The following is a 12,132-nucleotide window of genomic DNA, read 5'->3' as shown; positions in this document are numbered from 1 at the left end:
CCGATGGGGGTGACCCACATCGAACACCGTCTGTGAGTGCGACCGCGGCGTGGTCGGTGCGGCGTTAGATGACGCGGTTCTGCAGGTAGTCGAGGTGTTTCGCGTTGTAGACGATCTTGACCTCGTCCGTCGCCGGGCTACCGATGCAGGTCAGGCGGACGTTCTTCTCTTCGACCTCCTCGTCGGAGAGGATCTGCTGCATGTCCATCTCGATGTCGCCCTCCTTGACGATGGAGGCGCAGTTCGCGCAGGCGCCGGCGCGGCACGAGAAGGGCCAGTCGTAGCCCTGCGCCTCGGCGGACTCGAGGATGTACTCGCCCTGATTCACTTCCAGGGAACCGTAGTCCTCCTCGTCGAGGTCGGCGTCGGCCGCCTCCTCGAACAGGTTGTCGTCGTCCATCGACCAGCCGTGGTCGTCGAGCACTTCGTAGTTGAGGTATTCTACTGTGGGCATCAACTCCCGGTTTGATGCCCACCTCATTAGGCTTTGCTGTTCTGCGTTTTTCTCGCGGGATCGACCCCCCCAGAGGGTCCGAACACGTTCGTTCTGCACGTGTTGGAGCGTTATCACGACTGATACGCCAGGAGTAACAGTAAATACCGGAGGGTGGCAAGCAGTGTCCGATGGAAGAGTCCGTCGTCGCCGACTTCGTCGGTCGCGTCCACACCTCCGACCTCGGAAGCGACGAACCCGTTTCGGGCCGTGTCCTCCTGAGCCAGCGGCGGCTCGTGCTCGCCACCGACGGCGCGAAGACGACCGTCCCCCTCTCGAAGGTGTTCGACGTCGTCGTCGGCACCGTCCCCGGCGATCTCCAGTCGTTTTTCAGCGACAGCGTCACCCTCGCCTACGAGGAGGGCGGCAAGAGGCGCACGGCCCTCGTCGAGGGCGAGCCGGACGACATGGAGCGGTTCATCCGGGTGCTGTTCAAGGCCCTGTTGCGCGGCGTGACGGTCACGGTTCGCCACCCGGCGAAGCTCGGCGGCCGCGTCACGGACGCCTCGGACCACACCGCGTCGATCCGGCTCTCGCCGGGCGCGATCGGCTTCGACGACTGCCCCGACCCGTTCGCGGTCGAGCTCTCCAGCGTCATCGACTACGAGCGGACCAACCGCACGATCGCCGGCAAAAAGCGCCCCGCGCTCGTGTTCCGCCACGTTCCGGACACCCAGACCGTCACCTCGATCGCGACCGTCCCCGACAAGCGGATCCTGAACGTGCTCGGCCGGTACATCAAACTGGAGTACGACGAGGTGATGGAGGACGTGAAGGCGTTCGACCCGACGGAGGAACAGCTGGAGATCCTCGTGTCGATCTACTCCGCCGGCGGCGAGGCGAACATCGCCGACGTGATCACCGGCGATGTCACGCAGACGGAGATGGTCCTCGAAACGCTCCGCGACGAGAACCTCGTCGTCGACGGCGACGCCGGCGCCGTGCTCACGCGGAAGGGACAGATGATCGTCACCTCGTACATGGAGTCGGTCAACTCGTAACCGGCCCACCCCAAATTCGCGCTTCGCCCGCGAACAGGGGAAGTTTCATGCCCGTACACGTGTAGGTAGTTCACATGGCAGACGACCACCACGGGCGGTCGACGCGGCTCGACGCCGTGGTCCACGATCGGGGGATCGACGCGTCCGATCCCGGCTCGGGGCCACGGGTCGCTCGAGTGCCCGAACCGCACGTCCACGACACCTTCTCCGTGGACGGGATCGACACGAAGCGCCGGGAAGCCCTGCTGGAGGCCGTCCTCCGCGACCACGACGGCGTGAGCGCCGCGTCGGCGACCGCGCGGAACGGCACCGTCGGCGTCCACCACGCTCCGTCGGTGGAGCGGGACGACCTCCAAGAGACGTTGGAGTCGTGCGGGCTCGTCGTCGACTCCGCGAACCGCGCGTTCGAGGCGCGCCGGGCGTCGCAGTTCGCGTCGGCCCGCGTCGCCGTCGCCGTGCTGTTCGGGCTGATGGTCGCGACGCCGTACATCGCGGTGCTGTACCCGACGCGGATCGAGTGGCTGTTCTACGACCCCGTCACCGTCTCGTACCTCCAGTCGCTCCTCGACTCGCAGATGGCGACGCACTTCTTCGTCAACCTCGGCTCGCTGTCGGGGATCGCGTTCCTCGTCGCCTGCGGCCCGTTCATCCGCCGGGCGGCCAGCGAGCTCGCCGAGGGGCGGCTCACGACCGACGCGCTGTTCGTCGGGAGCGTCACGGCGCTGTTCGCCTACAGCACCGCCGCCGCGTTCACCGGATTTGACGGGACGGTCCACTACGACCTCGTCGCCTACGCGGTCGTGGGCGCCACCCTCTGGACCCACTTCGGCGCCGCGGACCCGGCGGCCGAGGGGCACGGATCCGCGGGGCCGGTCGCGGGCGCGCCCGATCCCGAAGCCGACGGCGAACTCGCGGACGGGGATCCGGTCGCGATGACCGACGGCGGCCGGTAACCGTCAACAGGGAGTGGGGACCGACCCCGTCCGGCCCGTTTTTTCAGCCGCTCTCAGTTCTCGTCGACCGGTACCGGCTCGACGCCCTCGATCTCGACCGAATCGCCGACCGCGAGCGTCGAGCCCCACTCGTTCTCGGGGACGACCGTGTTGACCATCAGGCGGAAGTCGTGGTCGAACCGGTCGCTCTCGGTCCACGTCGGACGCGTCTCGCGGCGCTTCCGGAGGAACGTCTCGCGAAACCCGTCGATCGGCTCGCCCGTGTCCGGGTGCCGCGAGGGGACGACGCAGCGCTGGCAGGGGTTGACGCCGAGCAGATCGGTCCCGCCGACCGAGACGCGGACCGCCTCCCCGTGGTCGGCGAACAGCCGGTCCTCCCAGAACGCCGGGCAGTCGTCGAGCACGAGGTTCGGTCGGAGCCGTCGCCGCATCTCCGTGGCGTCGGCGACCTCGTCGAACCACGAGGCGACCGTCTCCAGCGTCGCCCGCGAGACGACCGTCGGCCCCGGCGCGGCCCGGTCGTCGGGGAGCCCCCCGTCCGGTTCGCGGACGAGGTCGACCGGGTAGCCGAGGTACGCCCCCACCCACGCCTCCAGCGCCTCGCCGTCCGCGGGAAGCGCGAAGGTGCACGTCTCCGCGTCGGCCCCCGTCTCGGGACGCGCCGGCCGCGAGAGGGTGACCGCGGTCGGCGTCGCGTCGGTCGGGCCGGCGAGCTCGTAGCTCGCCGAGAGCCCGTGGACCGCCGGCTCGGCCTTCCCGTTGACGTACCCGCCGTCGCCGCCGACCGAGGCCGCGTGCGGGTCGACGCCGGCTTCGACGAGCGCGTACGTTCGGTCGCCGCGGAGGGCGCCGTTCGGCCCGAGGTCGGCGCGATCGACAGCGGCGCCGTCGTTCGACTTCAGCGGGTACGCGACGAGGTCCGCAATGCGTGCCATACCCGTGGTTCGGCGGGCGATGACAAAAGACTCTGGACAGGGGGAACGACGTAAAGCGAGAAGACGGACGGAATAGAGCAAGAAGACGGACGGCGTAGAATGAAAAACGGACGGCGTAGAGAGAGAAAAGACGGACGGCAGAACGACGAAATCGGGGCCGAAAGTCCGAGGGGTGAGCTACTCCTCGTCGTCGGCGTCGTCCGCCTCGTCGCCCTCGTCGTCCTCGGTCGTCAGGCCGGCCGCGTCGAACGCCTCGGCGATCTCCTCGACGGAGAGGGTCTGGTAGCCGTCGGCCTCGGTGACGGTGGCGACGGCCAGGTCGGCCGGCTCGAACTCGTCGTCGTGGGCCGCGAGGGCGGCGACGCCGAGTTCGACGCCCGCGTCGAGCGAGAGCCCCTCGGTCCACTCCTCCTCGAGGTGGCCCTGAATGTCGGAGCGGCCGCCGCCGATGACGGTCGCCTTCCACTCGTTGGGGGTCCCGGAGGGGTCGGCGGCGAACAGGCGCGGCTCGCCGTCGTCGATGCCGCCGATGAGGAGCGCGGCGCCGTACGGGCGCGTGCCGCCGCGCTGGGTGTTCTCCTGGATGTGATCGGTGACGAACTTCGTCAGCGTCTCGACGCCGACCGGCTCGCCGTAGCGCAGGCGGTTCCCCTGCGACTGGCGGCGCGCGAGGTCGATCAGCTGGCGGGCGTCGGCGACGTGGCCGGCGCTCGCGGTGCCGAGGTGGTCGTCGAGCTTGTGGAGCTTCTCGATGCTCTCGGCCTCCATCAGCGTCGAGGACGCGCGGGACATCGCGACGAAGACGACGCCGTCGCCCGTCCGGACGCCGACGCTCGGTGCGCCCCGCGAGACCGCCTCGCGGGCGTACTCGACCTGATAGATCCGGCCGTCCGGCGAGAACAGCGACGTGCCGCGGTCGTACGCCTGCTGGTCGTTACCGCCCATCATCGTCGATCACCCGCTCTCGCGGTGTCGCACTGGCTCATTACCCCTTCTTACGCCGGACGGTTGAAAAAGCATCCGTAACCGGTACAGGCGGACCGGGACCCGGCACCCTATACGTCCACGTCGGGCGGGCGACGCGCTCGCCGCGACACCCCCGCCTACGACGGATATATGTCGCGTGGCCTCCTAACAGGGGTGACATTGACATCCACGAGAACCACAGCCGCGCTGCTGGCCCTCCTGACGCTCCTCGGGGCCGCCAGCGCGGCCGCGGCGGTGCCCGACGCCCGGATCGCGATCGACGGGGTCGACGTGAGCTCGAGCGAGCCCGCCGTCGGGGAGCGGACGGCGCTGAACGTGACGGTCTCGAACTCCGGCGGGAGCCCGGCCGCGGCCGACGTGACGAGCGTCCGCCTCCTCGACGCGGGCGATGAGGACGACGACGACCCTCGCGACGAGGCGACCGCGGTCGGGGCGCTCTCGGCGGGTGACGCGACCGACGTGGTCCTGTGGACCCGCTTCGACGACCCCGGCGAACACCGGCTCACGGTCGAGGTCGTCGCCGAGCAGGAGTCGACGGGCGGCGACGACGACGGCGGGACCGTCACGGTGACCCGCGACGCGATCGTCGACGTGCAGCCGGCCGAGGTCGCGCTCGACGTGCGTACGCGGGCACTCTCGCCGGAGGACCTCCAGAGCGACGACGACGAACAGAGCGCCGGCGGGATCAACGTCGGCGGCCTCGAAGGCGTTTTCGGCGGCGGTGGCGGCGGGCTCCAGACGGACGAGGGCGACGCGACCGAGTCGGTGCGGGCGGCGGACTCGCCGGTCGCCGTGACCGTCGTCAACACGGGAACGTCGACCGCCGACCGCGTGAGCCTGACCGCGGTCGGCACGCCGGTCGGAGCGGACGACGAGGGGAGCGAGACGGAGCCCGCCGTCGACGCCGGCCCCTTCGTCGTCGAGGACGTCGCCCCCGGCGAGGAGCGGCAGGTGGTGATCGACCTCGGCCCTCTCGGCGAGCGCTCTGACGTGACGGTCACGGCCGCGTTCCGGTCTCGGCCCGACGCGCAGGCGGGTGCCGGCGCGAACCGGACCGCGTCCTCGACGCTGCGGTACCCGCCCCGAGAGGGGGATCCGACCGTCACCGACGCGACCGTCGAGACGACCCCCGACGGGCGGGTGATCGTGGACGCCAACCTCGGCAACGCGGGCACCGGCGAGCTGGAGGGGGTCGTCGTCTCGGTCGCCGGCGCCGACGGGGTCGAGCCGACGCCGGCCGGGAGAGAGTACTTCGTCGGCAGCGTCGGCGCGGGCGACTTCGTCGCCTTCGACCTGCGGACCGCGGCGAACGCCTCCGTGGCGAACGAGCTCCCGATCCGGATCGCGTACACCGAACGCGGAGTTCGGTACACCGAGACCGCGACGGTGGCGCTCCCCGATGCGGGCGACGGCGGGGAGGGAAGCGGAGGCGCCGTCGGAACGCTCGGAGCCCTCGGAGTTATCGGGGTCGTCGGCGGCGCCGGGGTCGCCGTCGCCGGGAGCGTGATCCGTCGCCGCGATGTATAGCGTCGAACTCCGCGGCGTGACCAAGCGGTATCCGGGCGGGGGGGCCGAGCCGGTGGTGGCGCTCGACGACGTGGACTTCGCGGTCGAGCCGGGGGAGTTCGTCGCGGTCGTCGGTCCCAGCGGCTCCGGGAAGTCGACGCTGCTCAACGTGCTCGGACTGCTCGACGACCCCACCGAGGGGTGGCGCCTGCTCGACGGGACCGACGTGACCGAGCTCACGGTCGCCGAGCGCACCGCGGCGCGCAAGGAATCGATCGGGTTCGTCTTCCAGGACTTCCACCTCTTGCCGACGCTGACCGCGGTCGAGAACGTCGCGCTCCCGACCGCGTTCGACCCGGGCGACGCGAGCGACCGCGCCGCCGACCTGCTCGGCCGGTTCGGGCTCGGCGACCGGCTCGATCACGAGCCGTCGGAGCTGTCCGGCGGGCAGAAACAGCGGGTCGCCATCGCCCGGGCGCTCATCAACGAGCCGGCGGTGCTGCTCGCGGACGAGCCCACGGGGAACCTCGATACGGAGACCGGCGAGTCGATTCTGGCCGAGTTCGAGCGCGTGAAGACGGAGGGGGTCGCCGTGGTCGCCGTCACGCACGACCCGCTCGTCGAGGAGTTCGCGGACCGGGTCGTCGAGCTCACGGACGGGGTGCTCATCGGCGGCGTCCCCGCCGAATCGGACGCGACGGACGGCCCCCGGTCGGACCGGGACGCCGAGTCGGCGCTCACGCCGGGTGACCGATGACGGGCGACGGCGTCGCCGGCCGGCTCCGCGGCTGGCGCCCCGCCGTCGCGATGGCCGGGCGGAACCTCCGACGGAACCGCGTGCGGACGGTGCTCGCGGTGCTCGGCGTCTGCATCGGCGTGCTCGCGGTCGCGGCGCTGGGGATCTTCGGGAACGTGCTCGCGCTCGGCGCCGACGACGCCATCGGCGACATCGGCACGCAGGTGGTGGTCTCGCCGAACGCGGACGCCGGCGTCGAGTCGCTCTCGGCGGCCGACGTGGCGGCCGTCAGGCGCGCCGTCGACGACCCCGCGGTCGGCGATCCGGCGGTCGTGCCGCTGTACTCCGACAGCGCGGTCGTCGAGGGCGCGAGCGGTCAGACCTTCGCGACCGTCTACGGCGTGGAGGAGCCGGGGCTCGCGTTCGAGGCCGCCGAAGGGAGGCTCCCGGACCGCCACCGGCAGGGCGCGATCGTCGGCGCGGGCGTCGCCGAGGACCTCGGCGTGGGCGCGGGCGACACCGTCGGGATCGCGGGGTCGCAGGTCCGCGTCGTCGCCGTGCTGGCCGAGAGCCAGACGTTCAGCCCGGTCGCGCCCGACGACGCCGTCTTCCTCCCGGAGTCCGCGTTCGCCGCCGACGGCTACGCGCAGGCGCTGATCGTCGCCGAGTCGGGGGAGACCGCGCGAGCGGCCGCGGACGCGATCCGCGAGGAGGTGAACGCCCGCGAGGAGCGCGTCGACCTGTTCGAGCTGGCGGCGGTCGTCGACGAGATCAACGGCTTCTTCGACCTCCTGAGCACCTTCCTCCTCGGGCTCGGCGCCATCTCGCTGGTGGTCGCCGGGGTGTCGATCCTCAACGTCATGCTGATGAGCACCGTCGAGCGGCGACAGGAGATCGGCGTGATGCGCGCGGTCGGCGTGACGCGCCGGGACGTGTTGCGCGTGTTGCTCGCGGAGGCCGGGCTCATCGGTGCCGCGGGCGCGGCGGCGGGGACACTGCTGACCGTGCTGCTCGTCGCCGGGCTCGTGGCCGCGACGCCCGCGGTCGACGCCGCGCTCGTGCTCGACCCGACGAACGGCTACTACCTCCTGTTGGCGCTCGTGTTCGGCGTCGGCGTTGGGCTCGTCAGCGGGGCGTATCCCGCGTGGAAGGCGGCGAACGAGCGTCCCGTGGAAGCGCTGCGGAGCTGACCGGCCTGCCTCGGGGTCCGGCGACCGCGTCGTGTCGTCGTCATCCCGCCCAGCCGCCCCGCACGTACTCCTCACCCCGCCCAGCCGCCCCGCATGTCGTCGCTGACGCGGTCGCGCCACGTGTCGAACGCGTCGCGGCACTGGGGCTCGTTCTCCACGTGACGCATGAATCCCGCGCCGGGGGACGCGATGTCCGACCCGCAGAACGGGCAGCGCTCGGGCTCGGTCGCGGCTTCTGGCAGTGACATGAGTACACATAACATGGTCTGTGCTCAAAAATGTTATCACGATCACCGTTTGCGATATATCCCGGTGTTTCAGACAATACCGCCGCGTTAGCTGGGCGGATGCACAGAGAAGAGATTTATTTGAGACCGTATCGGCACACGATGATTCTCGAGCGGACGGCGAGATCGGGGTCGCCCCCTTCAGTCGGCGGTTCGTTCGTAGGTGACAAACGCGAGGTGGCCGTCGCCGCCGGCCTCGTCGTCGCTCTCGGAGTCCCCGACCTCGGAGGCAACGACCTCGCGCTCGGTTTCCGACCACTCCGCGGCGTCCCAGTCCGGGAAGCGCGTGTCGCCGTCGGGTCGCCCGGGGACCTCCGTCAGCACCATTCGGTCAGCGCGGTCGAGGAACTGCTCGTAGACCGTCGCGCCGCCGATGACGTACGCCTCGTCGACGCCGCGCTCGGCGGCGTCCGCGGCCGCGAGGTCGACCGCGTCGTCAGTGTCGCTCGCGACGACGGCGCCCTCGGGGAGGTCGAGGTCGCGGGTCGTCAACACGACGCTGGTGCGGTCGGGGAGCGGGCCGCCGATCCGGTCGGCGATGCTCTCGTAGGTCGCGCGGCCGACGATCACGGGATGCCCGGTCGTGAGCCGCTTGAAGTGCGCCAGATCGGCCGGGTAGTGCCACGGCATGCCGCCGCTGTCGCCGATGACGCCGTTCTCGGCGACCGCGGCGACGAGGACGAGGTCGATGGCGGCGGCCTCGGCTGCGTCGGCGTCGCCGCCGGCGGACGCGTCGCCGGCCATCACTCCGCGACCGCGAACGAGATGCCGTCCGCGGAGTCGTAGTCGACGACCTCGATGTCCGCGTACGTGAGCTCGTCGAGCGGCACGTCGGCGATCTCGATCCGGGGGCGCTCGCGCGGCTCCCGCGAGAGCTGTTCGAGCAGGCCGGGGACGTGGTCGTACCCCTCCTCGCCGTCCGCCTCGTCGGGGGCGGTCCGCTCGACCCAGCTCTTCACGTCGAGGTAGTCGGCCTTGCTCTCGACCGCCTCGATCCGGTCCTGGACGTATTTGAGGTTGTTCGCGTACCACTTCCCGCGCTCGCCGCGCCCGCAGTAGACGTGCGCGTCGACGACGGTGTGGCCGAACTCGCCCACTTCGAACCCCGTCCGCTGCGCGAGCGCGTTCGCCAGCAGGGCGTACGCGGCGATGTTGAACGGGACCCCGAGCGCGATGTCGCCCGAGCGCTGCGTGAGGTGGAGGTTGAGCCGCCCGTCCTGTACGTTCACGACGAAGGTGTAGTGACACGGCGGCAGCGTCGAGACGGCGGCGTTGGCGGGATGCCACGCGTTCACGACCATCCGCCGGGACTGCGGGTTCTCTTCGAGGGTGTCGAGGACGTACTGGATCTGGTCGAAGGTCCGGCGCTCGGCGCCGTCGGGGCCCGCTTCAACGGTCACCCAGCGGTGCGCGTCCGCCGGCCACGACTCGCCGGGGAGCGCGTCGACGCCGTCCGGAACGGGAAAGCGGCGCCAGAACCGGCCGTAAGCGGTGTCGAGACGCCCCTCGTCGTCGGCCCACGCGTCCCAGATCTTGGTCTCCTCGCGGAGGTTCCGGATGTGCTCCTCGCCGGAGAGGTACCAGAGCACCTCGTGGATCAGCGAGTTCCACCGGTAGCCGTCCATCTTCTTGGTCGTGAGGAGCGGGAAGCCCTCCGAGAGGTCGACGGTGTACTGCCCGCTGAACGTCGCGATCGTGTCGACGCCGGTTCGGTTCGGCTTGTAGGTGCCCGTCGACAGGGTGTCGTCGACGAGATCGAGGTACTGTTGCATGGTGAGATCGGGCTCGTCGGTGTGGCGGCCGGCGAGACGGGTTTACGTGTTCAAACGAACCGGCGAACCTAACCGTGACGGTCTGGGGTTCGGATCGGTGTGTAGAAGAGTTCGCCTACAGTTCGATCGGAGACGGGACCGCCGGTCCGGTCGATCGTTTATAAACAGTCGACAGACCGACGGTAAACAGCTTCAAAGCCCCGGCCGCGAGGACTCGCGCGGCTCGCTGCGCGCTTCAGTCGCTCACTCCGTTCGCTCCTTGCAGTGCTTACATCGCCGTGCTTCGTCCTCGCGGCTGCCCCTTCGAGTCCCACCCACCCGCGACCGCACAGCACCTCACGCCTCCCCAGCCTCGTCGACCGGCGCTTATAAGCGCCGGTCGACTCCCTCGCACGCGCTCCTCGTGGCCGCCGGGCGCGGCCACTCGGAGGCGCGCGCCTAACCCTGATTAGGAAACTCGTGACTATCTAACTAGACCGATTAGAGAAAGCACCGGCCGAGACTCCACGCGAGCGCAGCGAGCGGGGAGTCAGGGCGGTGCACGACTGAACGGAGTTTGTCGAACGTAGTGAGACAAACGTCGACTGACGAAGTCAGTCGGAAGTGCACCGGCCGAGATTTGAACTCGGGTTGCAACCATGGCAAGGTTGCGTGATACCACTACACTACCGGTGCGTGCTTCGCACTCGGTGGTTGGTTGGAGGATCACTTAAACCTGTCACATCCGACTGACGGCGGGCGGATGACGTGACGGGGAGCGGGCGAGACGCCGGGTGCAGTTCGGGGTCACTCCCCGCGCATCGCTGCGATATCGTCCGCGTGGGCGTGCACGAGGTCGGCGAACGCGGACGCCTCCGCGCGCTCCTGCGTCCCGTCGTCGCGGCGGTCGCGCACCCGCCGTTTGATCGCGCGGAGGGCGTCCCGCTCGCCGCTCGCTATCGCGTCCGCCACCGATCGCGGGTCGTCGACGACTCGGGAGACGAGCCCCGTGCGGAGCGCCTCGTCGGCGTCGAGCACCCGCCCCGACAGCGCGAAGTCGAGCGCGTCGCCCTCGCGCATCACCCGCGGGAGCCGAACCGTTCCGCCCCACGCGCCGAACAGCCCGAACGCGACGCCGGGCTCCGCGAACGTCGCCGCCGTCGTCGCCACCCGGAGATCGGCCGCGAGCGCGATCTCGACGCCGCCGCCGCGGGCCGCGCCGTCGATCCCGCAGACGACGACCGTCTCCGCGTCCGCGATCGCCCGGGCCGTGCGCTGGCCGGCGCGGGCGAACGACGCCGGGTCGTCGAGGGCGGCGACCACGTCGAGGTCGGCGCCGGCGCAGAACGCCTCGCCGGCGCCGCGGAGGTACGTCACCGGCGCGTCGGCGTCGGCGACGGCGGTGCGGAGCGCGCTCAGGTCATCGGGTCGGAGGGCGTTCCGGCGCGCCGGTCGGTCGATAGTCACCACGCGGACCCCGTCGTCGTCTCGGGTGCGGATCACACCGTGGTATCCCGTTCGTTTCCAAAGGTCTTTGCCCCTCGATCGACTACCGTTACGTAATGGACGATGCCGCGCGAGCGCGTGACGCCGCGTGTGAGGCGCTCGCCGACGTCGAGCCCGATCAGCTGCGTGAGGCCCTCGAAGACCGGATCGCGAACGCCGCCGTAACGCCCGGAGTGCTGGCGCTGGTCACCGCCCGCGCGGTCGACCCCGAGGTCGACCCCGACGCGGTGGTCGACCGGGCGGCCGGCGTACAGCTCATCTACGAGGGGCTCCGGCTCACCCGGTCGGTGGCCCACGAGGAGCCGTGGGCGACCGCGGCCACGCGGGAGACGGACATCGACGCCGACATGGACGTGCTCACCGCCGACGTGCTCGTCTCGCGCGGGTTCGCCCTGCTCGCGTGCACCGACGCCGCCGCGGCCGCGGTCGAGGTCGTGCGCGCGTTCGGCCGCGACCAGACGCTCCGGGACCGCGAGGGGACCGATCCCGCCGCGGCGACCGCGCTCGACCGGAACTTGGAGATCGACGCGCTCGAACTCGCCGTCGTCGCCGGCACCACCGCCGTCGGCGGCGACCCGCCCGAGGAGCTGTTGACGTACGCCCGCGATCTGGCGGCGGACTACGACGGCAAGTTCCCGCCGCCGGGCCGCGCGCTCCCCGAGACGACGGCCGACCGCATCGCCGACATCTCCGACCGCGCCGTGAGCGCGACGGACCGGTGAGGTCGCCCGACGGCGACGGACCGGTGTGTGTCTTCGTGACGGAACGCCCCCGAATCGAAACCCCT

The 12,132-nt window shown here is 70.7% G+C and carries 13 protein-coding genes and 1 tRNA gene; 6 read left to right on the top strand and 8 right to left on the bottom strand.

Features of this window, described 5'->3' with window-relative positions; translation table 11 throughout:
• Window positions 1-64: 64 nt before the first annotated feature.
• Complete coding sequence (gene fer / locus ACT4MF_RS10565; protein WP_099255748.1) at window positions 65-454, bottom strand: ferredoxin Fer; 390 nt, start codon at window positions 452-454, stop codon at window positions 65-67.
• A gap of 170 nt (window positions 455-624) precedes the next feature.
• Here fer and ACT4MF_RS10560 point away from each other — a divergent pair, with 170 nt between their 5' ends.
• On the top strand, window positions 625-1,494 hold the full coding sequence (locus ACT4MF_RS10560) for a CheF family chemotaxis protein (protein WP_444682591.1): 870 nt from the start codon (window positions 625-627) through the stop codon (window positions 1,492-1,494).
• 74 nt (window positions 1,495-1,568) lie between these two features.
• Window positions 1,569-2,447, top strand: coding sequence for a hypothetical protein (locus tag ACT4MF_RS10555; RefSeq protein WP_099255750.1), 879 nt, complete (start codon window positions 1,569-1,571; stop codon window positions 2,445-2,447).
• Between the two features lie 53 nt (window positions 2,448-2,500).
• Here ACT4MF_RS10555 and ACT4MF_RS10550 read toward each other — a convergent pair whose 3' ends face one another.
• Window positions 2,501-3,382, bottom strand: a complete 882-nt coding sequence (locus ACT4MF_RS10550; RefSeq protein WP_444682590.1) for an MOSC domain-containing protein — start codon at window positions 3,380-3,382, stop codon at window positions 2,501-2,503.
• A gap of 177 nt (window positions 3,383-3,559) precedes the next feature.
• Window positions 3,560-4,330, bottom strand: a complete 771-nt coding sequence (locus tag ACT4MF_RS10545; RefSeq protein ID WP_180271802.1) for an archaeal proteasome endopeptidase complex subunit alpha — start codon at window positions 4,328-4,330, stop codon at window positions 3,560-3,562.
• A gap of 168 nt (window positions 4,331-4,498) precedes the next feature.
• On the opposite strand from ACT4MF_RS10545, the gene ACT4MF_RS10540 reads away from it, so the two are divergent.
• The 3 genes from ACT4MF_RS10540 to ACT4MF_RS10530 are packed head-to-tail and all read left to right on the top strand — an operon-like array spanning window position 4,499 to window position 7,801.
• Window positions 4,499-5,896, top strand: a complete 1,398-nt coding sequence (locus ACT4MF_RS10540; protein ID WP_444682589.1) for a COG1361 family protein — start codon at window positions 4,499-4,501, stop codon at window positions 5,894-5,896.
• Window positions 5,889-6,632, top strand: a complete 744-nt coding sequence (locus ACT4MF_RS10535; protein ID WP_444682588.1) for an ABC transporter ATP-binding protein — start codon at window positions 5,889-5,891, stop codon at window positions 6,630-6,632. The genes ACT4MF_RS10540 and ACT4MF_RS10535 overlap by 8 nt, the downstream gene beginning before the upstream one ends.
• Window positions 6,629-7,801, top strand: coding sequence for an ABC transporter permease (locus tag ACT4MF_RS10530; RefSeq protein WP_099255755.1), 1,173 nt, complete (start codon window positions 6,629-6,631; stop codon window positions 7,799-7,801). The genes ACT4MF_RS10535 and ACT4MF_RS10530 overlap by 4 nt, the downstream gene beginning before the upstream one ends.
• Before the next feature lie 71 nt (window positions 7,802-7,872).
• Here ACT4MF_RS10530 and ACT4MF_RS10525 read toward each other — a convergent pair whose 3' ends face one another.
• The 5 genes from ACT4MF_RS10525 to ACT4MF_RS10505 all read right to left on the bottom strand — a co-directional run bounded on the left by ACT4MF_RS10525 (window position 7,873) and on the right by ACT4MF_RS10505 (window position 11,342).
• The gene (locus tag ACT4MF_RS10525) at window positions 7,873-8,049 is read right to left on the bottom strand and encodes a DUF7501 family protein (RefSeq protein ID WP_444682587.1); all 177 of its coding nucleotides are present in this window, start codon (window positions 8,047-8,049) and stop codon (window positions 7,873-7,875) included.
• 180 nt (window positions 8,050-8,229) lie between these two features.
• Window positions 8,230-8,832: a dihydrofolate reductase gene (locus tag ACT4MF_RS10520; RefSeq protein ID WP_444682586.1), complete on the bottom strand. Its 603-nt coding sequence runs from the start codon at window positions 8,830-8,832 to the stop codon at window positions 8,230-8,232.
• Entirely contained in the window at window positions 8,832-9,860 is a 1,029-nt protein-coding gene (gene thyA, locus ACT4MF_RS10515) for a thymidylate synthase (protein ID WP_099255757.1), read from the bottom strand. The genes ACT4MF_RS10520 and thyA overlap by 1 nt, the downstream gene beginning before the upstream one ends.
• 604 nt (window positions 9,861-10,464) lie before the next feature.
• Window positions 10,465-10,535 (bottom strand) — tRNA-Gly (locus ACT4MF_RS10510).
• A gap of 111 nt (window positions 10,536-10,646) precedes the next feature.
• Window positions 10,647-11,342, bottom strand: a complete 696-nt coding sequence (locus ACT4MF_RS10505; RefSeq protein WP_444682585.1) for an enoyl-CoA hydratase/isomerase family protein — start codon at window positions 11,340-11,342, stop codon at window positions 10,647-10,649.
• A gap of 59 nt (window positions 11,343-11,401) precedes the next feature.
• Here ACT4MF_RS10505 and ACT4MF_RS10500 point away from each other — a divergent pair, with 59 nt between their 5' ends.
• Window positions 11,402-12,067: a DUF7114 family protein gene (locus tag ACT4MF_RS10500; protein ID WP_444682584.1), complete on the top strand. Its 666-nt coding sequence runs from the start codon at window positions 11,402-11,404 to the stop codon at window positions 12,065-12,067.
• Window positions 12,068-12,132 lie beyond the last annotated feature (65 nt).

The sequence above is a fragment of the Halorubrum sp. FL23 genome (assembly GCF_052439115.2).
GTDB classification, from domain to species: domain Archaea; phylum Halobacteriota; class Halobacteria; order Halobacteriales; family Haloferacaceae; genus Halorubrum; species Halorubrum persicum.
This window is presented reverse-complemented; position numbering and strand designations above follow the sequence as displayed.

What these genes read in the sequence shown, in the direction of transcription:
- ACT4MF_RS10545 (WP_180271802.1), bottom strand. Translation starts at nt 4,330, where the DNA reads ATGATGGGCGGTAACGACCAGCAGGCGTACGACCGCGGCACGTCGCTG.
- ACT4MF_RS10535 (WP_444682588.1), top strand. Translation starts at nt 5,889, where the DNA reads ATGTATAGCGTCGAACTCCGCGGCGTGACCAAGCGGTATCCGGGCGGG.
- ACT4MF_RS10560 (WP_444682591.1), top strand. Translation starts at nt 625, where the DNA reads ATGGAAGAGTCCGTCGTCGCCGACTTCGTCGGTCGCGTCCACACCTCC.
- ACT4MF_RS10550 (WP_444682590.1), bottom strand. Translation starts at nt 3,382, where the DNA reads ATGGCACGCATTGCGGACCTCGTCGCGTACCCGCTGAAGTCGAACGAC.
- thyA (WP_099255757.1), bottom strand. Translation starts at nt 9,860, where the DNA reads ATGCAACAGTACCTCGATCTCGTCGACGACACCCTGTCGACGGGCACC.
- ACT4MF_RS10525 (WP_444682587.1), bottom strand. Translation starts at nt 8,049, where the DNA reads ATGTCACTGCCAGAAGCCGCGACCGAGCCCGAGCGCTGCCCGTTCTGC.
- ACT4MF_RS10520 (WP_444682586.1), bottom strand. Translation starts at nt 8,832, where the DNA reads ATGGCCGGCGACGCGTCCGCCGGCGGCGACGCCGACGCAGCCGAGGCC.
- ACT4MF_RS10555 (WP_099255750.1), top strand. Translation starts at nt 1,569, where the DNA reads ATGGCAGACGACCACCACGGGCGGTCGACGCGGCTCGACGCCGTGGTC.
- fer (WP_099255748.1), bottom strand. Translation starts at nt 454, where the DNA reads ATGCCCACAGTAGAATACCTCAACTACGAAGTGCTCGACGACCACGGC.
- ACT4MF_RS10500 (WP_444682584.1), top strand. Translation starts at nt 11,402, where the DNA reads ATGGACGATGCCGCGCGAGCGCGTGACGCCGCGTGTGAGGCGCTCGCC.
- ACT4MF_RS10540 (WP_444682589.1), top strand. Translation starts at nt 4,499, where the DNA reads ATGTCGCGTGGCCTCCTAACAGGGGTGACATTGACATCCACGAGAACC.
- ACT4MF_RS10530 (WP_099255755.1), top strand. Translation starts at nt 6,629, where the DNA reads ATGACGGGCGACGGCGTCGCCGGCCGGCTCCGCGGCTGGCGCCCCGCC.